General features: G+C 67.5%; 20 protein-coding genes. 6 read left to right on the top strand and 14 right to left on the bottom strand.

All coding sequences use genetic code 11. The features are described from left to right. The 4 genes from ACN5W5_RS17645 to trxA all read right to left on the bottom strand — a co-directional run bounded on the left by ACN5W5_RS17645 (window position 1) and on the right by trxA (window position 4,112). Window positions 1-1,701: a hypothetical protein gene (locus tag ACN5W5_RS17645; protein ID WP_420049786.1), complete on the bottom strand. Its 1,701-nt coding sequence runs from the start codon at window positions 1,699-1,701 to the stop codon at window positions 1-3. Window positions 1,702-1,858: 157 nt separating this feature from the next. Next, complete coding sequence (locus tag ACN5W5_RS17640) at window positions 1,859-2,116, bottom strand: type B 50S ribosomal protein L31 (protein WP_226466904.1); 258 nt, start codon at window positions 2,114-2,116, stop codon at window positions 1,859-1,861. Between the two features lie 209 nt (window positions 2,117-2,325). Next, window positions 2,326-3,588 carry a transcription termination factor Rho gene (gene rho, locus ACN5W5_RS17635; protein ID WP_177134018.1) on the bottom strand — a complete coding sequence of 421 codons (1,263 nt, stop codon included), beginning with the start codon at window positions 3,586-3,588 and terminating at the stop codon, window positions 2,326-2,328. Between the two features lie 191 nt (window positions 3,589-3,779). Beyond that, a complete protein-coding gene (gene trxA, locus ACN5W5_RS17630; protein WP_177134020.1) occupies window positions 3,780-4,112 on the bottom strand; it encodes a thioredoxin TrxA in 333 nt (110 codons plus the stop codon). Window positions 4,113-4,215: 103 nt separating this feature from the next. Here trxA and ACN5W5_RS17625 point away from each other — a divergent pair, with 103 nt between their 5' ends. From ACN5W5_RS17625 to ACN5W5_RS17615, 3 genes are read left to right on the top strand one after another with little or no spacing between them, the layout of a single operon-like run. Continuing rightward, window positions 4,216-6,927 (top strand): PD-(D/E)XK nuclease family protein, encoded by a 2,712-nt coding sequence (locus ACN5W5_RS17625; RefSeq protein ID WP_420049785.1) that lies wholly within the window; start codon window positions 4,216-4,218, stop codon window positions 6,925-6,927. Beyond that, a complete protein-coding gene (locus ACN5W5_RS17620; protein WP_420049784.1) occupies window positions 6,924-10,337 on the top strand; it encodes a UvrD-helicase domain-containing protein in 3,414 nt (1,137 codons plus the stop codon). The genes ACN5W5_RS17625 and ACN5W5_RS17620 overlap by 4 nt, the downstream gene beginning before the upstream one ends. Next, entirely contained in the window at window positions 10,334-11,662 is a 1,329-nt protein-coding gene (locus ACN5W5_RS17615; RefSeq protein ID WP_420049783.1) for a TIGR03862 family flavoprotein, read from the top strand. The genes ACN5W5_RS17620 and ACN5W5_RS17615 overlap by 4 nt, the downstream gene beginning before the upstream one ends. A 16-nt stretch (window positions 11,663-11,678) precedes the next feature. On the opposite strand, the gene ACN5W5_RS17610 is transcribed toward ACN5W5_RS17615, so the two are convergent. Together ACN5W5_RS17610 and pobA are read right to left on the bottom strand one after the other, a co-directional pair. Continuing rightward, window positions 11,679-12,596, bottom strand: coding sequence for a CoA transferase (locus tag ACN5W5_RS17610; protein WP_420049782.1), 918 nt, complete (start codon window positions 12,594-12,596; stop codon window positions 11,679-11,681). A 214-nt stretch (window positions 12,597-12,810) separates the two neighbouring features. Then, on the bottom strand, window positions 12,811-13,995 hold the full coding sequence (pobA, locus tag ACN5W5_RS17605) for a 4-hydroxybenzoate 3-monooxygenase (protein ID WP_304920545.1): 1,185 nt from the start codon (window positions 13,993-13,995) through the stop codon (window positions 12,811-12,813). A gap of 145 nt (window positions 13,996-14,140) precedes the next feature. Between pobA and ACN5W5_RS17600 the strand changes: the two genes are divergently transcribed. Further along, window positions 14,141-14,923 carry an IclR family transcriptional regulator domain-containing protein gene (locus ACN5W5_RS17600; protein WP_420049781.1) on the top strand — a complete coding sequence of 261 codons (783 nt, stop codon included), beginning with the start codon at window positions 14,141-14,143 and terminating at the stop codon, window positions 14,921-14,923. Between the two features lie 95 nt (window positions 14,924-15,018). Here the strand turns inward: ACN5W5_RS17600 and ACN5W5_RS17595 are convergent, their stop codons facing one another. From ACN5W5_RS17595 to ACN5W5_RS17570, 6 genes are all read right to left on the bottom strand, one after another. Next, complete coding sequence (locus ACN5W5_RS17595) at window positions 15,019-15,732, bottom strand: ABC transporter ATP-binding protein (RefSeq protein WP_420049780.1); 714 nt, start codon at window positions 15,730-15,732, stop codon at window positions 15,019-15,021. 2 nt (window positions 15,733-15,734) lie between these two features. Then, a complete protein-coding gene (locus ACN5W5_RS17590; RefSeq protein ID WP_420049779.1) occupies window positions 15,735-16,496 on the bottom strand; it encodes an ABC transporter ATP-binding protein in 762 nt (253 codons plus the stop codon). After that, window positions 16,493-17,485, bottom strand: a complete 993-nt coding sequence (locus ACN5W5_RS17585; protein ID WP_420049778.1) for a branched-chain amino acid ABC transporter permease — start codon at window positions 17,483-17,485, stop codon at window positions 16,493-16,495. The genes ACN5W5_RS17590 and ACN5W5_RS17585 overlap by 4 nt, the downstream gene beginning before the upstream one ends. A gap of 16 nt (window positions 17,486-17,501) precedes the next feature. Further along, a complete protein-coding gene (locus ACN5W5_RS17580) occupies window positions 17,502-18,365 on the bottom strand; it encodes a branched-chain amino acid ABC transporter permease (RefSeq protein WP_420049777.1) in 864 nt (287 codons plus the stop codon). 75 nt (window positions 18,366-18,440) lie between these two features. After that, window positions 18,441-19,628: an ABC transporter substrate-binding protein gene (locus ACN5W5_RS17575; RefSeq protein WP_177134041.1), complete on the bottom strand. Its 1,188-nt coding sequence runs from the start codon at window positions 19,626-19,628 to the stop codon at window positions 18,441-18,443. A gap of 344 nt (window positions 19,629-19,972) precedes the next feature. Continuing rightward, the gene (locus tag ACN5W5_RS17570; protein WP_420049776.1) at window positions 19,973-21,946 is read right to left on the bottom strand and encodes a peptidase U32 family protein; all 1,974 of its coding nucleotides are present in this window, start codon (window positions 21,944-21,946) and stop codon (window positions 19,973-19,975) included. 81 nt (window positions 21,947-22,027) lie between these two features. On the opposite strand from ACN5W5_RS17570, the gene ACN5W5_RS17565 reads away from it, so the two are divergent. Then, complete coding sequence (locus ACN5W5_RS17565) at window positions 22,028-22,786, top strand: alpha/beta fold hydrolase (RefSeq protein WP_420049775.1); 759 nt, start codon at window positions 22,028-22,030, stop codon at window positions 22,784-22,786. After that, window positions 22,786-23,550 carry a heparan-alpha-glucosaminide N-acetyltransferase gene (locus tag ACN5W5_RS17560; RefSeq protein ID WP_420049774.1) on the top strand — a complete coding sequence of 255 codons (765 nt, stop codon included), beginning with the start codon at window positions 22,786-22,788 and terminating at the stop codon, window positions 23,548-23,550. Before ACN5W5_RS17565 ends, ACN5W5_RS17560 begins: the two co-directional genes overlap by 1 nt. Here the strand turns inward: ACN5W5_RS17560 and ACN5W5_RS17555 are convergent, their stop codons facing one another. Together ACN5W5_RS17555 and ACN5W5_RS17550 are read right to left on the bottom strand one after the other, a co-directional pair. Further along, window positions 23,551-24,198 carry a GntR family transcriptional regulator gene (locus ACN5W5_RS17555; RefSeq protein WP_420049773.1) on the bottom strand — a complete coding sequence of 216 codons (648 nt, stop codon included), beginning with the start codon at window positions 24,196-24,198 and terminating at the stop codon, window positions 23,551-23,553. After that, window positions 24,195-25,583, bottom strand: a complete 1,389-nt coding sequence (locus tag ACN5W5_RS17550) for an aspartate aminotransferase family protein (RefSeq protein ID WP_420049772.1) — start codon at window positions 25,581-25,583, stop codon at window positions 24,195-24,197. The genes ACN5W5_RS17555 and ACN5W5_RS17550 overlap by 4 nt, the downstream gene beginning before the upstream one ends. Window positions 25,584-25,590: the final 7 nt, after the last annotated feature.

Raw genomic sequence — 25,590 nt, 5'->3', positions numbered from 1 at the left:
TCAGTTGGCCACGCGGCGGTAGACCAACAGACGTTCCTTGCGGTCGCTCAGGCGGCTGACGCTGGCCCTGAACGCCCAATGGGTCAGTTGCACACGCTGGTCCAGCGTGGGTTGGCTCTCCGGCGAAACCACCATGCTGCGGCAGCGAGCGGTGAGACTGACATCCTCAAGACTGCGCACCAGCTGGAGGCCGCCCTGGTACTGCAGCGCGGCAATCTGGGCCTGGGACAGCCCGTCCACCAGCACACAGCTGCCGGTGGGCACCAGGCGCGCGATGCTGCGCGAAACGGGCCCGTAGCTGCGTGCAAAGTCCAGCAGCGGCAGCCACAGCGACATCAGCAGCAACCAGCACAGTGTGGCACCCGCCGCGGGCAGCACCAGGCTCTTCCAGATCGCCTGCCGGTTTCTTCCGACGCGCCACACCACCAGCCAGACCCACGCCACCGTGGCCAGCAGGCCGGCCAGGAAAAGCAGCAGGGAAAACTCGGGCACGAAACCGGGCGCCAGGCGTGCCACGTTCGCGGCGGGTTTCGCCGGAATGCCGGTTTGCATGGCCAGCCAGATCACCCAGATCGCCAGCGCACAGATCGTGAAGAAGATCAATGTGAACCAGTCGATCAGCGCCGAAACGCTGCGCCGCAGCGTGGGCAGGGCGAAGGCGGCCAGAGCGGCCATGGCGGGCAGCGCCAGCAGCAAGGCGCGATCAAAATCGGCGTTGATCGCACTGTTGACCACGCTCACCAGCACCGTCCAGAGTGGCAGTGCCACATGCGGACTGAGCAGCTGGCGCCGCCAACCCCACAGGGTCCACAGCACCAGGGGCCATGCCGGCCAGGTGAACCAGACCAGCAAGCGTCCCCAGCGGCGCCAGTCGTCAAAACCCGCCGGCAGACCCAGTGCGGGCCAGCTCATCTGACCAGTGAAGGCACCGATCCCGATGGCCAAGGCCAGCAGGGCCGCCGCAGACGGCAGCAAGGGGTGAAGGGTTCGCCCGGGATGGCTGCCCATGACCAGCAAGGCCAGCAGCAAACCCGCACCCAGGCTCATGGCCACCCAGGGCGCCCCACTCAGCACCATCGCCAGCGCCGAGACGCTCCAGAGCAGCACGCTGCGCCAGGGGTGTCGGTCATCCGCATGGGCCAGTCGCGCAGCGGCCATCAACAAAGCGCTGACCATGGCCAGACGGGCCAGGTCCGGCGTGGTTTCATGCGACATCTGGGCCAGACCCAGACAGGCCACGAGCGCCAGCAGGCCGGCATCGGCCAGCGAGCGCGCGTAGTCGACTGGGTTGGCTTCACCCCCGAAGGCAAAGGCGATCGGCTGAGCCGATTTCTGGCGCGCCAGGTGGTACACCGCGTACCAGGTGCAGACCAGGGTGAGCGCCAGGAGCAGGGCAAACGGGACGCGGGCTGCGCTGTCGGCGTTCAGGAAAGGCAGGAACCGGATGAACACCGCGCCGAGCCAGTAGGGCAGGGGACCGTCCACGTCAGCGGCCACGCCCAGCACCTGAGGTTGCCACCAGCTGCTGTTCCCTGAGGCCATCTCCAGCATGACCCCGAGCGCGGAAACGTCGGCATTTTTCCAGGGCTCACGGCCCAGGAACCCCGGCAGCACATAGGCGAGGCAGAACAGGATGAGCGCGAGCCTGGGCAGACGACGCACGGCCGACTGGGTCACGATGGCGGGGGTTGTTGAATTCACTGCGGGGAATATACAGGGCCGTCGGGGCAGGTTGCCTGTTGTTTCAGGCTGGGGTCACAAAAGCGCCGGGCGAAAAAAAAGCAGCCGGTTCACCGGCTGCTTTTCTGCAGAATCTGCGTTGGAGACCCGCAGCCCTGAGGCCGGGTCCGGCTCCTGCTTACTTGGCAGCGGGCTTGGCGTAGCGGTTGCGGAAGCGCTCCACGCGGCCACCCATGTTGTCCACGCTCTTTTGCGTGCCGGTGTAGAAGGGGTGCGACTCGCTGGAGGTGTCAAGCTTGAACAGCGGCAGCTCGCGGCCGTCTTCCAGCTTGATCATTTCCTTCGTGTTGGCGCAGGAGCGCGTCACGAACTGGAAGTTGTTGGACAGGTCCACGAAACAGATTTCGCGGTAGTTGGGGTGAATGCCGTCTTTCATGACGTTTCCTTGGGTTCAGGTGCGGCAGCCGCAGCAGAACCATTCCGCTGTACTTGTCGCAAATTGCAAAGCCTGTGATTATAGCCGGGAAAGCCGACCTGGCTGACGGCGTGAAGTGCCTTAAGCCAAGAACACCGAGGAACCGGCTTTGCCGGGCCTCTGGTGTTGTCCCCCTCACAGGGGGGAAGCGCCGTCAGGCGCGCAGGGGGTCAGCCGCCTCTTCGCATCATGTCAAAGAACTCCGAGTTGTTCTTCGTCGCCTTCATGCTCTTCAGGACCATTTCCATGGCCTCGATCTCGTCCATGTTGTACATGAACTGGCGCAGGATGCGGGTCTTCTGCAGGATCTCGGGCGCCAGCAGCAATTCCTCGCGGCGGGTGCCGCTGCGGTTGAGCTGGATCGACGGGAACACGCGCTTTTCGTACAGGCGGCGGTCCAGGTGGATTTCGCAGTTGCCGGTGCCCTTGAACTCCTCAAAGATCACTTCGTCCATGCGGCTGCCGGTATCGACCAGGGCGGTGGCGATGATGGTCAGCGAACCACCTTCTTCGATCTTGCGGGCGGCGCCGAAGAAGCGCTTGGGGCGCTGCAGGGCATTGGAGTCCACACCGCCGCTCAGCACCTTGCCGGAAGACGGCAGGACGTTGTTGTAGGCGCGGGCCAGGCGGGTGATCGAGTCCAGCAGGATCACCACGTCTTTTTTCAGCTCGACCAGGCGCTTGGCGCGTTCGATCACCATCTCGGCCACGTGCACGTGGCGGGCGGCCGGTTCATCGAAGGTCGAAGCGATCACGTCGCCGCGCACCGTGCGCTGCATTTCGGTGACTTCTTCCGGGCGCTCGTCCACCAGCAGCACCAGCAGTTCCACCTCGGGGTGGTTGGCGGTGATGGCGTGGCAGATGTGCTGCATCATCACCGTCTTGCCGCTCTTGGGCGGCGCCACGATCAGGGCGCGCTGGCCGCGGCCGATGGGCGCGATGATGTCGATGACGCGACCGGTGATGTTCTCTTCGGTCTTGATGTCGCGTTCCAGACGCATCTGTTCCTTGGGGAACAGCGGCGTCAGGTTCTCGAACATGATCTTGTGCTTGTTGTCCTCGGGGGGCAGGCCGTTGATCTTGTCGAGCTTGTTCAGTGCGAAGTAGCGCTCGCCGTCTTTCGGGATGCGCACCTCGCCCTCGATCATGTCGCCGGTGTGCAGGTTGAAGCGGCGGATCTGGCTCGGCGAGATGTAGATGTCGTCGGTGGACGCGGTGAAGCTCGTGTCCATGTTGCGCAGGAAGCCGAAGCCGTCGGGCAGGACTTCGAGCACACCGTCCGCGTTCACCAGTTCGCCGCCCTTGGCGCGCTTCTTGATGATGGCGAACATCAGCTCCTGCTTGCGCATGCGGCCGGTGTTTTCGATCTCAAGCGCTTCGGCCTGCTTGAGGACTTCAGACACATGCAGTGCCTTGAGTTCGTTGAGGTGCATGGAATTCACTCCGAGAGGGAGTTGTGACTAAGACCGGGGGAGGGGGCGCTGGCGTCCGGATTCGGACTGGCGCTGTCGAGAGGGGCTGGGCAGTGTCGGGCCAGCTGTTGGACCGGATTATGACAGGAAAAAAAGCCGCTTGAGAACAGGGCCCGGGCGTTGCACCCGGGCCGGTCCTTCCGGCTGACCGATCAGGCGAGTTGCTGGTCGATGAAGGCGGTGAGCTGAGCCTTGCTCATGGCACCGACTTTGGTGGCTGCCAGCTGGCCGTCCTTGAACAGCATCAGCGTGGGAATGCCACGGATGCCGAACTTGGCGGGCACGTCGCGGTTGTCGTCGACGTTCATCTTGGCGACCTTGAGCTTGCCGTCGTAGGAGCCTGCGACTTCGTCAAGGATCGGGGCGATCATCTTGCAGGGGCCGCACCATTCGGCCCAGAAATCCACCAGCACCGGTGCCTGGGCTTCAAGCACATCGGCCTGGAAAGTTGCGTCAGAAACGTGTTTGATCAGGTCACTGGCCATGGTCCATCCTAAGGAACGTTGAACGGGGGAGTTAAAGTCAAAGCGCTGGCGCACTGGCCGTCAGCTGCAAGCTTTTGATTGTGACAGAAACGCTCCCGACCCGATGCCTTTGAACCGAACACCACCACCAGCGCCGGCCCGACTGGCGCAAGGGGCGCAGCCGGGGCCGGGTCCACAGGTGCCCACACGCGCGGGCGAACACCCGACCCGCCACCAATGGCGGGTCTGGATCGATGGCATCGATGACCTGATCCGCCAGACGGGTATCGACCCGTCACGGGCACTCGTCCTGGTGCCCTATGCGCAGCTCATGGACGCAGGGCGGCGCGCCTGGGCCGAGGCCAGCCCGAGCGGCTTTTCGCCGCGCTTCGAATCCACCCGGAACTGGGCCGCGTCCTTGCAGCCTTTTGCGCCCGGCCCCACCGATCTGAGCATGGACATGGCCCGCGACAGCCTGGTGGCGGCTGCGTTCATCGATCGGGTGGCGCAGGGACGGCCCGATGCCTCCATGCGCGCCGTGATGGTGGCGCGGCTGGTCGAGGCGGCTCGCCAGCTCGCGCCGATCGCCGCGGCGGTGCCGCCGGACCTGCGCGCGGCCTGGGCCGAGCCCCTGCGCGAAACGCTGGCAAACGGCCTGCAGACGCTGCACTGGGAGTCGATGCTGGGTTCGCTGGCGCTCGTGTGGGCCAGCACCTCCGCTTACGCCACCGATGTGCTGTGGAGCCCGCTGGCCCGCTCGGTGTCGGGCGTGCAGACACTGATCGTGCTGCAGGGGTTCCAGCAGGACCCGCTGGCTTCGGCGCTGGCGCGGCACTGGGGTGCGCAGGGTGCCGAACTGCCATTGGCCCAGGGCGAAACCGACCCGGCCATGCCGTCCGCGGTCCTGCACGCCTGCGGCGATGCCGAGGACGAAGCCCAGCGCGCGGCCGCCTGCGTGATCGCGCGCGTCAACGCCGAGCTGCGGCCGGTGGCCCTGGTGGCGAACGACCGCCTGCTCACCCGCCGCGTGAGCGCCATGCTCCACCACGCCGGCCTGGGCGTGCGCGACGAAACCGGCTGGAAGCTCTCCACCACGCACGCCGCTGCCCGGCTCATGAGTCTGCTGCGCGCGGCCGATGGCCGGGCCCGCATGGACGACGTGCTCGACCTGCTCAAACAATGTCCGGCCTGGCCCGAAACCCAGGTGCAGGCGCTGGAACAGTTGGCGCGCGAAGCCGGCGTGTCGCTCTGGCGCTCGGCGCTGCAGTCGCCGCGCCTGTTGCCCGCGCTGCCCGAAGGCCTGTCGGCCTTGCTCGAAGGGCTCCAGCCGGCGCGCCCGCTGGTGGTCTGGCTGGAGAGTCTGGCGTTGGCGCTGGCGCAATGTGGTTTGTGGGACAGCCTCGCCAGCGACCCGGCGGGGCAGCAGATGATCCAGGCCTTGCGGCTGGGCGAAGGCGCCGCGCAGGAACTGGTGCGGGTGACCGATGCGCTGGCCGCCACCGCGGCAGACGGCACCCCGGCCCGGACCGCCACACGTTCCGGCAGCAAGCTGTCGTTGTCGGGATTCACCGCCTGGGTGCGCGATGTGCTCGAGGGCGCGAGCTTCATGGCGCGAGGCGAGGGCGAGCCGGATGTGGTCATCCTGCCCATGGCGCAGCTGCTGGGCCGCGCTTTCGCCGCCACCGTCGTGCCCGGTTGCGACGAGGTGCATCTCAACCCCAGTCCGGAGCCGCCCGGCCAATGGACGGCCGCTCAGCGCGAAGCCCTGGGGTTGCCCACCCGCGAAGTCCTGGCCTTGGCCGCCGCACAAGCCTGGCGGGCTACGCTGGCGCTGCCGCAACTTGACCTGCTGTGGCGCACGCAGGAGCGCGGCGAAACCCTGCAGGCCAGCCCCTGGGTGCAGGCGCTGTCCGGCTACGAGGCGGCAGCCGGTGCAGATCCGCGCCCCCAGCGCACGCTCCAGCCGGTGGCGCAACCACGGCCCCAGCCGGCCGCGGCCGACGTGCTGCCCGAGTCGCTCTCGGCCAGCGCCTACCAGGACCTGCGCGACTGCCCCTACCGTTTCTTTGCATTGCGCCAGTTGCGGCTGGTGGACGCGCCCGAGCTCGAAGCCGAACCCGACCAGCGCGACATGGGCAATTGGCTGCACGCCGTGTTGCGGACCTTCCACGAGCAGCGTGGTGACCGTCGGCCCGGCCGCGAGGCCGACCGCGCCGAGCTGAACCGCCTGGCCGACGCCACGGCCGAGAGCATGGGCCTGAACGCAGGCGAGGGCGGCGCCGGGTTTCTGCCCTACCAGGCGGTCTGGCCGGCGCTGCGAGAGGGTTACCTGGACTGGCTGGCCGGCTTTGAGGCGACACCCGACCGCACCGGTCCCCGCTTTCTGAAAGCCGAGGCCGCACTGACCGCCCAGGCCGGGCCCTGGAAGCTCTACGGCAAGCTGGACCGCGTCGATGTGCAGGACAGCCCCGAGGGGGCGATTCCCTTCGTGATCGACTACAAGACCGAGGGCCGCCCGGGCACGCTGGAGCGCGTGAAGGAGCCACTGGAAGACACCCAGCTCGCTTTTTATGCCGCGCTGCTGCCCGACGAAAACCTGCGCGCCGCCTACCTCAGCATCACCGACAAGCGCGGTGACACGGTCCGGGATGCGCCCACCCTGCTGGTCGAGCAACCCGAGGTGCTGATGGCGCGCGAACAGTTGCGTGAGGGCCTGGCGCGCGACATGGCGCGCGTGGCCGCCGGCCAACCCATGCCCGCGCTGGGCGAGGGCCGGGTGTGCGATTTTTGCGCCGCGCGCGGCCTGTGCCGCAAGGACTTCTGGAGCGCCGCATGACCGGGGCAGCCTACCGCATCAACGGCAGCCAGGTGGCGCGCGAGACCTTCTACACGCTGGCCTGCGACCCCGCGCGCAGCATCGCGGTGGAGGCCTGCGCCGGCGCCGGCAAGACCTGGATGCTGGTCTCGCGCATCCTGCGTGCGCTGCTCGACGGCTGTGCGCCGCAGGACATCCTCGCCATCACCTTCACCAAGAAGGCCGCCGGTGAAATGCGCGACCGGCTCAATGCCGAACTGCGCCGCTGGAGCCGCCTGTCCGACGAGGATCTGGCGGCCGAACTTCGCGCGCGCGGGCTGTCGGACGCCGAAGCGTTGCGCCGCCTGCCCGAGGCCCGAGGCCTGCACACGCGCGTGACGGCGCTGGGCCGTCCGGTGCAGGTGCGTACCTTTCACAGCTGGTTCGCTGCGTTGCTGCGCGGGGCGCCGCTGGCGGTCCTGCAGGAACTGCAGCTGCCGGCCCAGTACGAATTGCTGGAAGACGATGCGCCCGCGGTCGCGCTGGTCTGGCCTCGCTTCTACGCCGCGCTGGCGGCCAGCGATGGCGACAAGCAGGACTTCCTCGACGCGGTGGCTGAACACGGTCGCCACCAGACCCTCAAGGCCCTGGAAAAGGCGCTGCAGAAACGCGTGGAATTTGCGCTGGCGGACGTCGCCGGTGTGGTCGAGGCTTCGGTGCAGCCGTTTGCGGCGCTCTACCCGCGCTGGGCCGGCCTGGCCATGCCCGAGCTGGCCCTGCTGCAGCCCGGCGCCCGCGAGCGCTGGCTGGATCGGGCGAAGCTGCTGGGTGGCGAGGCCAACAAGACGCCCAGGACGGCCGCCGCCGCGGTGGTGGATGCGTTTGAACTGGCCGATGAACCGGCGCTGATGCCGCGCCGCCTGGCGCTGCTGCGCAAGGGTTTCTTCGTCGCCAGCGAAGACCGGCTCAACACCAACCTCACCAAGTTCGCCGCCGCCCAGGAAGCCGAGCCCGAGCTGCAGGACCTGTGCAGTGCCCGCCGCCAGCACGCCGCGTGGTTGCACCACCAGCGCCTGGCGCGCCTGACCCGTGTGCTGCTGGCCGCGTACGCCGATCTCAAGCGCGAGCGCGGCTGGGTCGACATGAACGACGTCGAGGGCGCGGCGCAGCGCCTGCTGGGCGACGCCGAGCTCTCGGGCTGGCTGCAGCAACGGCTCGACGCCCGCGTGCGCCACGTGCTGATCGACGAGTTCCAGGACACCAACCCGCTGCAATGGCAGGCGCTCTACGGCTGGCTCTCGGCCTATGCGGGCGCCGGGTCGGGCGAGGCGCCTTGCGTGTTCCTGGTCGGCGACCCCAAGCAGTCGATCTACCGCTTCCGCCGCGCCGAACCCCAGGTGTTCAAGGCGGCGCAGGCTTTCGTGGTGCAGGGCCTTGCGGGCGCGCTGCTCAGCTGCGACCACACGCGCCGCTGTGCGCAGGGCGTGGTGCAGGCGCTCAACAGCGTGATGCTGACGGCCGTGGAAGCCGGTGAATACGGCAGCGACTACCGAGCCCACACCACCGAAAGCCACGAGGCGGGCGCCGTGCTGGCGCTGCCCCAGCTGCCACGCAGCCTGCGCGAGCGCGACGCCGCGGGAGGCGACGAGCCGGTCTGGCGCGACAGCCTCACCACGCCGCGTGTCTTGCCCGAAGACACCATGTCCGCGCTGGAAGCGCGGCAGGCGGCCGACTGGGTGGCGGCACAAATCGCCTCAGGGCATCTGAAACCCGAGCAGGTCATGGTGCTCTCGCGCCGGCGCGAGCGCCTGGCCTGGATGTTCGAGGCGCTGCGCGAGCGCGGCATCGCCAGCGAGCAGCCCGAGAAGCTTGACCTGTGCGAGGCGCCCGCGGTGCAGGATGTGGTGGCGCTGCTGGATGCGCTGGTCTCACCGCGCCACGACCTGAGCCTGGCGCGCGCCCTCAAGTCGCCGCTGTTCGGCTGGAGCGACGACGCGCTGGCCCAGCTGGCGCGCCTGCGCCAGCGCTGGACGCAGCGGGCCGACGCTTCCACCGAAGCCGGCGCCGCGACCCCGCCGGTGCGCCCCTCGTGGTGGGACGTTCTGCAGCGCTTCGCCGGCCTGCCGTCGGCCGAACAGGGTGACCTGCTGCGGTTGCCGGGGCAGGCGCCGGCGCCGGAACAGGCGGGCCTGCTGCGCGACACCGCCGCGCGACTGGCGCTGTACCAGGACTGGGTGCGAAGCCTGCCGCCGCACGACGCGCTCTCGGCCTTGTACGACCACGGTGACGTGCTGGCGCGGTTCGCGCAGGCCGCGCCCGCCAGCCAGCGCAGCGGCGTGCTGGCGCAGCTGCGCGATCTGCTCGCGCAATCGCTGGCGCAGGACGGCGGGCGCTTCCTCACGCCTTACCGCCTGGTGCGCGCGCTCAAGGCCGGTGGCATCAAGGCCACGCCGGTCCAGACGCCGGGCGCCGTGCGCCTGCTCACCATCCACGGCGCCAAGGGGCTGGAGGCCCACACCGTGCTCATGCTCGACACCGACGCACCGCCCAGCCGCCCCGAGAGCATGGGCGTGCTGGTCGACTGGCCCGGTGAAGACGCCGCGCCGCGCCGCTTCGTGTTCCTGGCCAGCGAAAAATCGCCGCCCGCCTGCGCGGTGGAAGTGCTGCAGGTGGAGCAGCAGGCGCGCGCGCTCGAAGAGCTCAATGCGCTCTACGTGGCGCTGACGCGCGCCGAGGAGCGTCTCGTGTTGTCCAGCTTCGAGCCGCACGCGCGCGGCAGCGGCGCCAGCTGGTACCAGCGCCTGCAGCCCCTGTCCACACCCATCGACGCCCCCGAACCGGCCAGCGCCGTGGCCGCGCCGGCCGCTGTGGCCGACTTCTCGCTGGCCCAACTGCCCGTCTGCACATCCATCCCAGGTCGTGCAGAGGTGATCGCGGCGGCGGTGGACGATGAGGTCCCCGCGGACGACGAACACACCCGCATCGGCCTCGCACTGCACCGCCTGCTGCAGTGGTTCCCCACGCCGGCCGACGGCTTCGACTGGACCGCGACCCACACGCAGGCCGCCGCGCGCGAGTTCGGCCTGAGCCCGGCCCAGGCGGCCGAGGCGCTGGCCATGGCGCGCCGCATCGTGGCAGGCGTTGCCGCCTGGGCCTGGGACGCCACGCAGCTCGACCACTGGGGCAACGAGGTCGAGCTGTTCCACCAGGGCGACCTGCTGCGGCTGGACCGACTGGTGCGCCGGCGAGGCGAAGGCGGTGTGGCCGGCACCTGGTGGGTGCTCGACTTCAAGAGCCACGAACACCCCGAGCGCCAGCCCGAATACCTGGCGCAGATGCAGCGCTACCGCCAGGCCATGGCGCTGGCGCGGCCCGGCGAGCCGGTGCGGCTGGCCTTCATCAATCCCCTGGGCCAGCTCATCCCGCTTTCACCCGAACAACTGGCTTCATGACCGATTCCGAACCCTTGAACACTCCCGAATCTGCGCTGAAGGTGGACGTTGCCGTCATCGGCGGCGGCCCGGCCGGCCTGATGGCCGCCGAGGTGCTGTCAAGCGCCGGTGTGGCGGTGCACCTGTTCGACGCCATGCCCTCGGTGGGCCGCAAATTCTTGCTGGCCGGCAAGGGCGGCATGAACCTGACCCACGCCGAGCCGCTGGCCGCTTTCATCGGCCGCTACGCGGAGCGTGCGGACGCGCTGCGCCCGCTGCTCGAAGCCTTCGGGCCGAACGAGGTGCGCGAATGGGCGGCTGGCCTGGGCATACACACCTTCGTCGGCAGTTCCAGCCGGGTCTTCCCGGACGACATGAAGGCCGCGCCGCTGCTGCGCGCCTGGCTGCAGCGCTTGCGGCATCCCGCTGTGGGTGGCACACCCGTGCGTTTCCACATGCGCCACCGCTGGACCGGTTGGGCCGACGACGGCGATGCGCTGCTGTTTCAGACGCCGGAGGGCGGGCAATCCGTGCAAGCCCGGGCCACGGTGCTCGCGCTCGGTGGCGCCAGCTGGGCGCGGCTGGGCTCTGACGGTGCCTGGTGGCCGCTGCTCCGGGCCAGCGGCGTGGACCTGGCCGCCTTGCAGCCCAGCAACTGCGGCTTTGACGTGGCAGGCTCGGCGGTGCACGGCGTGAGCGCTGGCTGGAGCCGCTTCTTCAGCGAACGCTTTGCCGGGCAGCCCTTCAAGTCCGTGTCGCTGCACTTCACCGACAGCCAGGGCCACCGCTTCGACCGTCGGGGCGAATTCGTGGCCACCGCCACCGGCGTCGAGGGCAGCCTGGTCTACGCCGTGTCCAGCCTGTTGCGCGATCAGATCGCTGCCCAGGGATCGGCCACCTTCACGCTGAACCTGCTGCCCGACCACAGCGCGGCGCAGGTGCTGGCCCACGTGAGCCACCCGCGCGGTTCGCGCAGCCTCTCCAGCCACCTGAAAAGCCGGCTGGGCCTGGACGGCATCAAGCTCGCCCTGCTCAACGAGCTGCTGCCCCGGGACACGCTCAACCAGCCTGCGCTGCTGGCCGCAGCGATCCAGGCTTTGCCGGTCACGGTCGTGACCGCACGTCCGCTGGACGAAGCCATCAGCACGGCGGGCGGCGTGCGCTTCGAGGCGATGGATGCGGCCCTCATGCTGCGTGAGAAGCCCGGGGTGTTCTGTGCCGGCGAAATGATCGACTGGGAAGCGCCCACCGGGGGCTACCTGCTCACGGCCTGCCTGTCCAGCGGACGGCTGGCGGGGCAGGGTGTGGCGCGCTACCTGGCGCAGCAGCCGGCGCCGCAGCCCTGACTGTTCAACGACAGTTTCAGGCTGCCAGGGTGTGCAGCGGGATGTCTTTCGCGACGGCCAGCTTGTCGAGCTGCTGGCGGGTCTTGCCCGCGAGGAAGCGGGTCATGGCAGCGTGGGTGTCCGGCTTGAACATCGTGCCCATGCCGTTGAAGGCCACGTCAGCGGCAGCGCAGAGCGTGGCCGCAAAGTGCGGCTCCAGCGCGGCCACGGCCACGCGGCCGTTCTTGCAGGGATAGACACGGTAGCCGGCGTGCGCGCCGCCCACCGCCCCCTGCGCTTGTGTCAGACCCCAGTTGCGGGGCAGGGCGAGCCAGGAGGCGGCATCCGACAACGCAACGGCCTGAAACGATCCCTTGCCGCTGGTTTTCTGCGCCAGCACCGCCTGGAGCACCGCCTCGCTGGCCATCAGGGCGCCGCCCATGTCCGCGAACAGCGTGGCGGGCAGGTCCAGCCCCGTGATCAGCCCCGCGTCGGCCAGGTAGGTGAGATCGTGGCCCGGCTCCTCGGCGCGCGCGCCCGGCGCACCCACGATGGCCACCATCGAGAGCTGCGGATACGACTTGTGCAGCGCCTTCCAGCCCAGGCCGAGCTTGGCCAGCGCCGAAGGGCGGAACGAGGTGAGCAGCACGTCGCTGCGCGCCAGTTCCCGGTGCAGGCGGGCCTGACCCTGGTCCGATTTCAGGTCGATGCCCAGCACCTTGATGCCGTCGTGCAGTGTGGTGTAAGTGGTCGGGTTGTACTGACCCATCGGGTCGCCGCTGGTGCCGGCGGGCGCACCTTTGGGCCCGGGTGGCTCGACCTTGAGGCAGGTCGCGCCCATGGCCTTGAGGCGCATGAGCGCGGCCGGCCCAGGCAGGTTGAGCGCCAGGCTGAGGATACGGACACCGCGCAGCGGCTTGAGGGGCTTGATCGAGGTGGTGGCGAGTTTGGACATGGCGTTACCGGTTGACGTTCACGTCAATGTACCGCCTGGTCAGGTTGCTTCGAAGCGCGAGCGCGACAACGCTGCGACGAAATCCCGGTGTCAACGCAAACGCCACCCCGGCGCGACGTGACTTCACCCAGGATGCGGTGGAACCGGCTCTGCCGGGCCACTCGCATCGCCCCTTTGAGGGGGTGACGCCGCAGGCGGTGCGGGGGTGGGTCGTCTACTCCCCGAAGTTCAGCGGCAGACCGACGTAGTTTTCAGCAATGGTTTTCAGGCCCGACTCGGAGTGCATCAGGTAGTCCAGCTCGGCCTGCTGCAGCTTGCCCGTGATGGCACCGTCGTCGGGGAAGTTGTGCATGATGGACGTGAACCACCAGCTGAAGCGTTCGGCGCGCCAGATGCGCTTGAGGCAGCGCTCGGAATAGCTGTCGATGCCGGCCTCGGTCTTGTCCTGGTAGAACTCGACGAAGGCGTTGGACAGGTATTTCACGTCGGTCGCGGCCAGGTTCAGGCCCTTGGCGCCGGTGGGCGGCACGATGTGGCCCGCGTCACCGGCCAGGAACATGCGGCCAAAGCGCAGTGGCTCGGTGACGAAGCTGCGCAGCGGCGCAATGCTCTTTTCCAGGCTGGGGCCGGTGACCAGCTTTTCAGCCGCTTCCGGGTCCAGGCGCAGTTTCAGCTCGTTCCAGAAAGCGTCGTCGCTCCACTGTTCGATCTTGTCGGTCAGCGGCACCTGCAGGTAGTAGCGGCTGCGCGTGGCGCTGCGCTGCGAACACAGGGCAAAACCGCGCGGGTGGTTCACGTAGATCAGTTCGTGGTGCACCGGGGGGGTGTCCGACAGCAGGCCGAGCCAGCCGAACGGGTACACCTTTTCGAATTCCTTGATGGCCGAGCGCGGCGCACTGGCGCGGCACACACCATGAAAGCCATCGCAACCGGCGATGAAATCGCAATCGATGGTGTGCGTCTGGCCGTCTTTCTCGTAAGTCACACGCGGCTGGGTGGTGTCGAAATCGTGCACCTGCACGTTGGCGGCCTCGTAGACCGTGGGCAGACCCGCGGCCTTGCGCGCATCCATCAGATCGTGGGTGACTTCGGTCTGGCCATAGACCATGACCTTCTTGCCGCCGGTGAGCTTCTCCAGGTCGATGCGGTGGCGCGTTCCGTTGAACAGCATGTCGAAGCCGGTGTGCACCAGGCCTTCGGCATGCATGCGCTGGCCCACGCCCGCTTCGTCCAGCAAATCGGTCGCCACTTGTTCAAGGACACCGGCACGGATGCGCCCGAGCACGTACTCGGGCGTCTGGCGTTCCACGATGATGGCGTCGATGCCGGCCTTGTGCAGCAATTGGCCGAGCAGCAGGCCGGAGGGGCCTGCGCCGATGATGGCGACTTGGGTTCGCATGGTGTTGTCTCCTGAAAATTGGGATCAGCAGTCAGCGTAATTTTTGCGGCTTGCGGTGGCAAGGGCAGGGCGCCAGCAATGAGCGATCATCAGATCGGTTGTGCGATCACCGCGCAATACACCTGAAAAATCCGATAATCCCGGCATGACCAGCGACTCCCGACACATCGCCAAAGCCGACTTCATCGAGGGCATGGCCAAGGGCATGGCCGTGCTGGAGAGTTTCGACACCGAACGCCAGCGCCTCAACGCCACCCAGGCCGCCGAGCGCGCGGGCCTGACCCGGGCCGCGGCGCGGCGCCACCTGCTGACACTGGCCTATCTGGGCTATCTCGACACCGATGGCAGCCACTACTGGCTCTCGGCCAAGGTGTTGCGCTTCTCGGGCAGCTACCTGTCATCGGCGCGCCTGCCGCGCTTGCTGCAGCCGACGCTGAACCGGCTGGCGGCGCAGACACGCGAGTCGTTCTCGGCCGTGGTGCTCGATGTGGACGAGGTGGTGATCGTGGCGCGCAGCGCCTCGGTGGGCGGACAGCGGTTGATGGCCTACGGCCTGCACCTGGGTGCACGCCTGCCGGTGCACGCCACGTCCACTGGCCGGGTGCTGCTGGCCGCGCTGCCGCGTGCCGAATTCAGCGCCTGGCTCAAGGGCCGGGAGCTGGCGCGGCTGACGCCCAAAACAACCATCGACCACAAGGCCTTTCGATCCATCGTGGCCCGGGTGCGGGCTGACGACTACGCCGTGGCCAGCGAGGAACACGAGCTGGGCGTGCATGCGCTGGCCGTGCCGTTGCGCAACATGAAAGGGAAAACGGTGGCCGCGCTCAACGTGGTGGCGTCACCCGAGCGGCTGGCGCCCGATGCGATGCGCCAGGACCTGCTGCCGCTGCTGCTGGACGCGGCGCGGGAACTCAGACCGCTGCTGTAAAAGCAGCGCTCGCGCTGGCTCCGGCTTTGCCGGGCCGCACCGCGTTGCCCCTTTTTGAGGGGGTGACACCGCAGGCGGCGCGGGGGTGAGCCCGGTCAGACGCCCAGATATTGCTCCAGCAACTCGGGCTTCGACAGCAGTTCGTCCGAGCTTCCCTCGAACACCACCTCGCCCTTGATCAGAATGACGTTGCGGTCGGTGATCTGGGTCACGTGTTTCCAGTTCTTGTCCACGATCACGCTGCTGATGCCGCTTTCGCGGATCAGGCCGCAGATGCGCCAGATCTCGCGCGCGATCAGCGGCGCCAGGCCTTCGGTGGCTTCGTCGAGGATGAGCACGTCCGGGTTGGTCATGAGCGCGCGGCCGATGGTGAGCATCTGCTGTTCACCGCCGCTGAGCTGCTGGCCGCCGTGGTTCAGGCGCTCGGCGAGGCGGGGGAAGGTCTCCAGCACGCGGTCGTAGGTCCAGTCGCGCTGGCCCTTCGTGCCGGCGCGGGCCGACATGACCAGGTTTTCCTTCACGCTCAGGTTGCCGAAGATGCCGCGGCCTTCGGGCACGTAGGCCAGCCCCAAGCGCGCGATCTCGAACGTCGAGGCACCCGTCATGGGCCGGCCCTTGATCAGCACGCCGCCGCCGCTGGGTTTGACGATGCCCATGAGCGACTTGAGCAGTGTCGTCTTGCCCATGCCGTTGCGGCCCATGAGGCCGATGGTCTGGCCCTGGCCGACCGTGAAGTCCACCCCGCGCAGGATGTGGCTGGCGCCGTAATGGGTGTGCAGGCCGGTGGCTTGAATCAGCGCATTGCTCATGTTCAGTGTTCCTCGCCCAGGTAGGCGGCTTGCACCAGCGGATCGCCGCGCACCTCGGCCGGCGTGCCGCTGGCGATCACCTGGCCGTTGACCATCACGGTGAGCTGGTCGGCCAGCGAAAACACGGCGTCCATGTCGTGCTCGACCAGCATCATGGCGTGGTCTTTCTTCAGCTTCTGCAGCAGGGCGATCATGCTTTCGGCCTCGGCCTGGCCCATGCCGGCGAGCGGCTCGTCGAGCAGCAGCACGGTGGGTTCGGTCGCCAGCGTCATGGCGATTTCGAGCTGGCGCTGTTCACCGTGGCTGATGGTGGCGGCCACGGTCTGGCTGCGCTGCGTCAGACCCGCGAGTTCGATGGCGCGCTCGCAGCGCTGGTTCACCTGGGTCATGCCGGCGGCGGCGCTGAGCCAGCGCAGCGGGTTCCAGGGCGCATGGCGTTCGCGCGACTGGGCGGCCAGGCGCACGTTGTCCCAAACGGTGAAGGGCAGGAAGATGTTGGTCTTCTGGTAGCTGCGGCCCAGTCCCAGGCGGGAGATGCTCTCCGGGCTGTGGCCGGCGGTTTCCGCGCCGTTGAGCGTGATGCGGCCCGAGGTCGGTGGCAGGTCGCCCGAGAGCAGGTTGGTCAGGGTGGACTTGCCCGCGCCGTTGGGGCCGATCACGGCATGGATGCGGTCGCGGAACAGGTCCACGGAAACCTCGTTCACCGCGGCAAGACCGCCGAACCGCTTGACGAGCTTCTGGGCTGACAGCAGAAGTTCGCTCATGCCGCGTCCTTCTTTTTCATGAAGCGCTCACCCAGGCCCAGCAAGCCGCGCGGGGCGAACACCACGACCAGCACGATGAAGCTGCCCATGAGCAGCTGCCAGTGTTTGGTCAGATCCTTGAAGAAGTGCATCACATATTCGAAGGCGAAGGCACCGACGATGGCACCGGCGAAGTTGCCCATGCCGCCGAGGATGACCATCATGATGGCGTGCGCGCTCATGTGAAAACCCATCAGTTCGGGGTTCACGAAACCGGTCTGGGCGGCCCACAGGTAGCCCGCCACGCCAGCCAGCGTGCCAGCCAGGCCGAAGGCCGCGAGCTTGTAGCCGAAGGTGCCGTAGCCCACGGCGCGCATGCGGTGCTCGTTGACGCGGATGCCCGCCAGCACGCGGCCAAAGGGCGAAAACAGCAGGCGGCGCAGGAAGGCGTAGATGAGCACCAGCATGGCCAGGGTGAAGTAGAAAAACGTGGTCTTGTTTTCCAGGTCGATGCCGGTCCAGCCGAAGACGCTGGCGTCGGGCCGGAAGTTCACGTACAGGCCGTCCGAGCCACCCAGTTCCTTGTTGTCAAAGAACAGGAAGAACACCATCTGCGCGAACGCCATGGTGACCATGATGAAGTAGATGCCGTGTGTGCGCACCACGAAGAAGCCGATCACCAGGGCGGCCAGTCCGGCCCCCAGCGCCGCCACGGGCAGCGACCACCACAGGCTCACGGGCACGTCGGCCGGCGTCAGGAAGGCAAGGGCATAGCCGGCCAGCCCGAAGTAGGCCGCGTGGCCGAGCGAGACCAGACCGGTCACGCCCTGCAGCAGGTCCAGGCTCATGGCGAAGATGGCCAGGATCATCATCTGCGAGAGCATCTGCAGGTAGAAGTCCGAGCTGTCGGACGGGATCAGCGGGAACGCGGCCAGGGCGATCGCGCCCAGCGCCAGCAGCGCCTGCACGCCCTTGGGCAAGGTTTCCAGAGTGGCTTTGGGGGAACTCATGCGAAGGTGACTGTGTTCATTGTTTGAACAAGCCTTCCGGCTTGTAGAGCAGCACGCCGGCCATCAGCATGTAGACCGCCATGCCGGCGATCTGCGGCACGAGCACCTTGCCGAAAGTGTCCACCAGGCCCACCAGCAAAGCCGACACCAGCGCGCCGCGCACCGAGCCGATGCCGCCGATGACGACCACCACGAAACACATGATCAGCACCGAGCTGCCCATGCCGGGGTAGACGCTGGAGATCGGCGAGGCGATCATGCCGGCGATGGCCGCCAGGGCCACGCCGAGCGCGAACACCACGCCATGGATCAGGCGGATGTTGATGCCCAGCGATTCGGTCATTTCGCGGTTGAAGGCGCCGGCGCGGATCTTCATGCCGAGGCGGGTTTTCGAGATCAGGAAATACAGGCCCAGCGCCAGCGCCACGCACACCACCGAGATCACCAGCCGGTAGACCGGGTAAGACAGGTTCTCGGTCAGCGGAATGGACCAGTTCACGAGTTCGGGCACGGGCACCGAGTGCACGTCGTCGCCCCAGAGGATGGAGCGCACCTCTTCAAAGATGTAGATCAGCCCGAAGGTGAGCAGCACCTGGTCGAGGTGGTCGCGGTGGTAGAAGTGGCGGAACAGCAGCCACTCCAGCGCCCAGCCCAGCGCCACGGCGATCAGCGTGCCGACCACGATGGCCAGCACCAGGCTGTGAAACTGTGAAGCCAGGAACCAGGCCAGGTAGGCGCCCAGCATGTAGAAGCTGCCGTGCGCGAGGTTGACCACGCCCATGATGCCGAAGATCAGTGTCAGACCGGCGGCCAGCATGAACAGCAACAGGCCGTATTGCAGGCTGTTGAGCAACTGGATCAGGAAGTTGGCGAAGTCCATCGGGTCGGTGTTTGGGCGCAGACAGGGCCTGCACCTCGAAAGGCGCAGGCCACGGGCAAGGTTTCAGAACCGGGCTCAGCCCATGCGGCAGCCGGTGGCCGGGTCGGCCACGGCCTTCTGCGCGATGCCGATGACCTTGTTTTCCTTGTTTTCCACCTTGCGCAGGTACATGTCCTGGATCGGGTTGTGGGCCTTGCTCATGGTCCACTGGCCACGCGGGCTGTCGATGGTCGCGCCCTCCATGGCGGCGTACAGCGCCTTCTTGTTCGACAGGTCGCCCTTGACCGCGTTGGCGCCCTTGATCAGCAGCAGGCCGGTGTCGTAACCCTGCACGGCGTACACGTCGGGCTGGGCCTTGAAGGTCTTGGCATAGTCGAGGCGGAATTTTTTGTTGCGCGGTGTGTCCAGCGCATCGCTGTAGTGCATGGTGGTCAACACCCCGTCGGCGGCCGGGCCGGCGGCTTCGAGCACACCCTCGGTCAGGAAGCCCGAGCCATAGAGCTGGATGTTCTTGGAGAGGCCGGCCGCATGGAAGTCGCGCAGGAACTTGGCGGCGCCGCCACCGGCGAAGAAGCAGGCCACGGCGTCGGGCTTGAGCGAGGCGATCTCGGTCAGCAGGGCCTGGAACTCCACGTTCGGGAAGGGCAGGCCAAGTTTCTTGACGATGGTGCCGCCCGCGGCGGTGTAGCTCTGTTCGAAGCCTTCGAAGGCTTCTTCGCCAGCGGCGTAGTTCCAGGTGATCCAGACGGCCTTCTTGTGGCCGCGGTCCACCATGGCCTTGCCCAACGCCAGCGTGGGTTGCGAGTTGGTGAACGAGGTGCGGAACACATTGGGTGAGCACTGGGCGCGTGTAGCCACGTGCACACCGGCGTTGGGGATCAGGCTGAGCACGCCACTGTCGCGCGCCACCTTGTGGATGCCCATCTGAACGCCCGAGTGCACCGTGCCCACCAGCACGTCGACCTTGTCGCGCTGCACCAGGCGGTTGGCGTTTTCGATGCCCTTGGCCGGGTTGGACTCATCGTCCACCTTGAAGAACTCCACCTCGCGGCCACCGAGCTTGCCGCCTTGTTCGTTCAGCGCCATGCGAAAGCCGTTCTCGATGGCCACGCCGAGCTGGGCAAACGTGCCGGTGTAGGGCAGCATGAAGCCGACACGCACCTTGTCGGACTGGGCATGCACGATCTGCGGCAGCAGCAAGCCACTGGACGCAGCACCGATCACGGCGGCGCTGCGGGTAAGGATTTCTCGGCGGGTGGTCATGGTCTGTCTCCTGTTGGTGGTATGTATGGACCGGCTCAATGTATGCGGGTGGTGCGGTCGTGTGGATAGTGAATTACCCGTACTTGATGTCTAAACTATTTAGCCCTGAAGCCTGGGGCGGCTGAATTCCAACGGTTGCAGCTGGGTTGAAACCCCCGACTGGAAGGAAAGCACGACAAAAAACAGGAATTAAAGTGCCGGAAAACCGCCCCCGATTGCTGCGCGCTGACAGGCAATATACTGCATATCACCCATCCAGCAGCTAGCAGAAACCCTTGGTTTAGCCGCGAACGAGCGGATACCAAGGCACGCTCGCGCTGGGCGCAGCCAGCCAAGGGAAGCGCTCAAAGCGGGATGGCCGAGCCCGGTCGCGTCCGGTAGAACTTCAGCGGGCTGCTCTGCCCGGCCTTCAGCACCGAGGGCCGCACCTTGCCCACCACGTGCATCTCGCAGGGTTTGCAGTCGAAGCGCAGCGTGAGCTTTTCATGGCCGTTGATGAGCTGCATGGGCTCGGCCTTCACCGTGCCCTGCACACCGGTCACACCCTTCGCCTGCTTGGGGCAGAGGCTGAGCGAGAAGCGCACACAGTGCTTGGTGATCATCAGGCTCACTTCGCCTTCTTCTTCGTGGCTCTCGTAGGCCGCGGCGATCACCTTCACACCGTGTTTCGCATAGAAGTCGCGCGCCTTGTGGTTGAACACGTTGGCGAGGTAGGTGAGCGTGTCTTCCGGGTAGGTCACGGGCGGCTCCACCGGCTTCGCGCGGGGCAGGCGGGTCCATGCGGCGGCGCGCGCGGCTTCCAGGGCTTCGATGGCTTCGCGGCGCAGCGGGTTGAGCAGTGAAGCGGGCACGAAGCGCGGGCCTGACAGATTCAGCGTCACGTCGATCGGCTGGAAGATGGTTTCACCGAGCCGGGCGAGCGCTTCGCGCAGCTTGGCGCCGGCCTGGGCCGGGTCATTGGCGGCTTCCAGCCTGCAGGGCAGGGTGGTGGTGGCGCTGTGGCCGTCTTCGTCCGTGGCGGTGAGGCTGAGGCCTTCGGGTGTTTCGTCCAGCTTCAGCCACGCGCCAATGCGCCGCTCGGCCGACTTCTTCTCCAGCCCGCGCACCCAGTCCATGTCGCGGTTGCGGTTGACCTGCACACCCTTGCGCAGGTCCTTGAAGCTGTCCATGGCGTCTTTGGGGTACACGCGCCAGAGGCCCGGTTTGCCTGCCGACTCCGCCCGGTTGATCTGCAGGCCGGTCAGTTCCTTCTGCAAGTCGAGGTAACACAGGCCGTCGCCGTTGTGGATCACCGTGGCCGGGTCGTCGGTTTCGAGTTCCACGAAGTTGGGGCCAACCTTCGTCACGTAGCCGATCGGGCGGCCCGGGTTCTTGGGCGTGTCGAAGGCGCCGATGTCTTCCTGCCGGCCGTGCACGAAGTAGTCGGTGAACTCGCGGTTGAAATTCTGGTCCGGGTCGGGCTGGAAGCTGAAGGTGCATTCGCCGCTGGACGCACGCGCCAGCTCGGGGCGTTCTTCCAGGATCTCGTCGAACAGCACGCGGTAGTGCGCGGTGATGTTCTTCACATAGGCCATGTCCTTGTAGCGGCCTTCGATCTTGAAACTGCGCGCGCCGGCGTCGATCAGGGCGCGCAGGTTGTTGCTCTGGTTGTTGTCTTTCATCGAGAGCACGTGTTTGTCGTGCGCAACGATGCGGCCCTGGCTGTCCTTCACTTCATATGGCAAGCGGCAGGCCTGCGAGCAGTCGCCGCGGTTGGCGCTGCGCCCGGTGTGGGCGTGGCTGATGAAGCACTGGCCGCTGTAGGCCACGCAGAGGGCGCCGTGGATGAAAAACTCCAGCGTGCAGCGCTCCGGGTCGGTGGCGGCGCGGATGTCGGCGATCTGCTGCAGCGTGAGTTCGCGCGCCAGCACGATCTGGGAGAGGCCCACGTCCTGCAGAAAACGCGCTTTCTCGGGTGTGCGGATGTCGGTCTGCGTGCTCGCGTGCAGCTGGATCGGTGGCAGGTCGATTTCCAGCAGGCCCATGTCCTGGATGATCAGCGCGTCCACACCCGCGTCGTACAACTGCCAGGCCAGCTTGCGCGCCGGCTCCAGTTCGTCGTCGCGCAGGATGGTGTTCATCGTCGTGAAGATGCGGCTGCCGAAGCGGTGCGCGTGTTTCGCCAGCCGGGCGATCTCTTTCACCGGGTTGTCGGCGCTGGTGCGCGCGCCAAACGACGGCCCGCCGATGTAGACCGCGTCGGCCCCGTGGTTCACCGCCTCGATGCCGATGTCGGCGTCGCGGGCGGGGGAGAGAAGTTCGAGTTGGTGGGACAGCATGGTGAATCGACAAAGGGGCAGTGCAGAATCGGGCGGAAAACACCTGTTGAAAACAGCGCGATATTGTCCCGGAGAACCCGCATGTCTGCATCACTTGATCTTTCCAGCACGGCCATCGTGCTGGTGCACGGCTCATGGCACGGCGCCTGGTGCTGGAAGCGCGTCCTGCCGCTGCTGCGCGGCACGGGCGTTGAAACCCACGCCGTCACGCTCACCGGCGTGGGCGAGCGGGCGCACCTGCTGAGCCCGTCGGTGGGCATTGACACCCACACCCAGGACGTGATCGGCCTGATCGAGGCCGAGGAACTGCAGCGCGTGGTGCTGGTGGGCCACAGCTACGCAGGCAACCTGATCACCTGCGTGGCCGACCGGCTGCAGCGCTCGCACCCGGGCCTGCTGCGCCACCTGGTCTACCTGGACGCGGGTATCCCGGCGCCGGGCAGCAGCTGGAGCACACCCCACTCCCCCGAAACCGTGGCCAAGCGCGTGGCCGAGGGCCAGGCCAGCGGTGGCCTGAGCTTTCCGCCGCCGGATGCCAGCGTGTTCGGCCTGACCGGCGCCGACCGCGACTGGGTCAATCGCCGCCAGACGCCGCAGCCCTTCCGCCTCTACCAGGAGCCGCTGAGCTTCGACCCGGCGCTGGTCTGGGCCATTCCGCACAGCTTCATCGACTGCACGAATCCGCCGCTGCCGACAATTGATGCCGCCAGAAAGCGCGTGCGCAGCGAACCGGGCTGGACCGTGCACGAGCTGGCCACTGGGCACGACCCGATGGTGAGCGCGCCGCGCGAACTGGCGCAGTTGCTGCTGGCGATCCACCATCGGGCGAGCCGAGGCTGATGGCGCCGGTGGCCCCCCCTTCCACGCAGCGGCTGGACCGCATCGACCTGCTGCGCGCGGCAGCCATGCTGTGGATGACGGTCTACCACTTCTGGTTCGACCTCGATCACTTCGGGCTGATCCACGAGAACTTTGCGCGCGACCCTTTCTGGACCTGGCAGCGCAGCGCCATCGTGAGCGGCTTCCTGTTCACCGCCGGACTGTCTCAGGCGGTGGCGCTGTCGCGGGGCCTGGATTGGCCACGCTTCTGGAAGCGCTGGTCGCAGGTGGCTGTCGCAGCGCTGCTGGTCACCGCCGGCTCGGCGCTGATGTTCCCCCGGAGCTTCATCTATTTCGGTGTGTTGCACGGCATCGCGGTGATGCTGATCGTGGTGCGGCTCACGGCGGGGTGGGGCGGCTGGCTCTGGCCGGCTGGCGCGCTGGCGATTGCGGCCAAGTTTGTCGCGCCGACGGTGATCGCGGCGATGCCGGGGCTGGAATTTCTCAACGCCCCGGGCTGGAACGCTCTGGGTTTCATCAGCCGCCTGCCCGTGACCGAGGACTATGTGCCGCTGCTGCCCTGGCTGGGGGTGATGTGGTGGGGCGTGGCCGCGGGCCAATGGGCGCTGCGGCACCGGCCGCATTGGCTGGGCGCAGCGGATGGGCCAGCCACCGGTCTCAAACGTGGCCTGGTGACGCTGGGGCGCTGGAGCCTCAGTTACTACCTGCTGCACCAGCCGGTGCTGATGGGCCTGGTGGCGGCGGTGGTCTGGTTGCGGGGCTGATCAGCCGGCGCAGAAAGGCCGCAGAAACTGCCCGGCCACAAACAGGTCTTTCTCGATGGCACGGCGCACACCCGCGCTGTCCTTCAGGCGCAACGCCATCACCGTGTCGCCGTGCGCCTCGTTGATCACGCGCAGCGAGGCCGGCACCTCGAACAACTTGTTGGACAGTGGCCCGACCTTGAGCCAGACGGTCTCGATCAGCGAGAGCAGCGTGGGCGAGGCCGCCGCCTGGTACAGGCGCAGGTGGAACAGCTCGTTGGCGTCCAGGTAGCCCTTGGCGTCGTTGACCTTGAGCGCGTCGCGCATCTGCTGCTCCAGTGCCAGCAGCTCGGCCACGCCGGCGGCGTCGAGCCGGTGGGCGCCACGTTCGGCGGCCTCGCCTTCGAGCAGCAGCCGTGTCTGCAGCACGTCGTCGAACTCGGCCAGCGTAAGCTTGGGCACGATCATGCCGCTGTGCGGCACGTTGACCAGTGCACCTTCGGCGGCCAGCCGCTGCAGGGCTGCGCGCACGGGCATGACGCCGACGCCCAACTGCTCGGCGATGGCGTGGATCTTCAGCCGTTCGCCCGGCAGGAACTGGCCCACCGTGACCCACTGGCGCAGGCGCGCGTAGGTGCTGTCCTGCTGGGTCGGGTTGGGTGTCTTCATGCCGTCAGGGTGATCTGCGAAAGCACCTCGTCGAGCGCACCCAGCAGCAGGACCACGTCCTCCTCCGTCGTTTGCGGGCAGACCAGCATCATGTTGTGGAAGGGCGTGATCATCACGCCGCGGTTGAGCAGACCCAGGTGGATCAGGTGCTCCAGCTCGGGGTCCAGCACGGCCTCGGCTTCGCTGCCGTTCCGGGGCGGTGCCGTGCAGAACTGGAATTCGGTGCGTGCGCCGACCTGGGTCACGCACCAGGGCAGGCCGTGGCGGGCGATCAGACCGCGCAGACCACTGGCCAGCCGTTCGGCCAGCGACAGCATGTGCGCGTAGGCCGCGGGCGTCATCACCTCGGCGAGCGTGGTGCGCATCGCGGCCATGGCCAGCATGTTGCCGGTGAGCGTGGTGCCGATGCCGCTGTGGCCAGGCGGTGCGTCCTGCTTGGCTTGCACGGCACGGGTGGCCAGATCGGCGCTCATGCCGTAGACCGCGCAGGGCACGCCGCCGCCCACCGGCTTGCCGAGCACGAGCGCGTCGGCCTCGATGCCGTGGGCGCGGGCGTAGCCGCCGGGGCCGGTGCTGATGGTGTGGGTCTCGTCCATGACCAGCAAGGCGCCGTGCTTTTTGATGAGGACTTGCGCCTCGCCCCAGAACCCCGGCTCGGGCAGCACCATGCCGATGTTGGTCATCACCGGCTCGGCCAGCACGCAGGCCACATCACCCTGTTGGAGGGCAGCTTCGAGTGCAGGCAGATCGTTGAACTCGACCACCATCGTGTGTTCGGTCAGGTCGTGCACCTGGCCGAGCAGGCTGTCGCGTTGCACGGGCTGGCCGTTGACCAGATCGACGAACACGTCTTCGATGGTGCCGTGGTAACAGCCGTTGAACACCAGCAGCTTCTTGCGCCCGGTGGCGGCGCGGATCCAGCGCACGATGTAGCGGTTGGCGTCGGTCGCGCTCATGGCGAACTGCCAGAACGGGAGGCCGAAGCGGTCGGCCAGCAACCCGCCCACGGCGGCGGCGTCGGCCGTGGCGAGCATGGTGGTGTAACCGCGCGTGGCCTGCTTCGCCAGCGCGGCGGCGACCGGCGCGGGCGCGTGGCCGAACATGGCGCCGGTGTCGCCCAGGCAGAAATCGACCAGCGTGTGACCGTCCACGTCGGTGACCTGGGCACCGCTGGCCTGGCAGACGTGCAGGGCGAAGGGTGTGCCCCAGTCGTTCATCCAGTGCAGAGGCACGCCGAACAGCAGGTGTTCGCTGGCCTGGGCGGCCAGGGCGGCGGAGGCCGGATTGCGCTCGGCGAAGGACCGGCGCTCGCGGGCGAGGAAGGTGAGGGCGCGGGTCCAGTCGAGGCCGGTGCGGCTGGCCCGTTGAAGGGGGTGAGCGTTCATGGGCACC

The sequence above is a fragment of the Hydrogenophaga sp. ZJX-1 genome, assembly GCF_048590325.1.
Classification (GTDB): domain Bacteria; phylum Pseudomonadota; class Gammaproteobacteria; order Burkholderiales; family Burkholderiaceae_C; genus Hydrogenophaga.
This window is presented reverse-complemented; position numbering and strand designations above follow the sequence as displayed.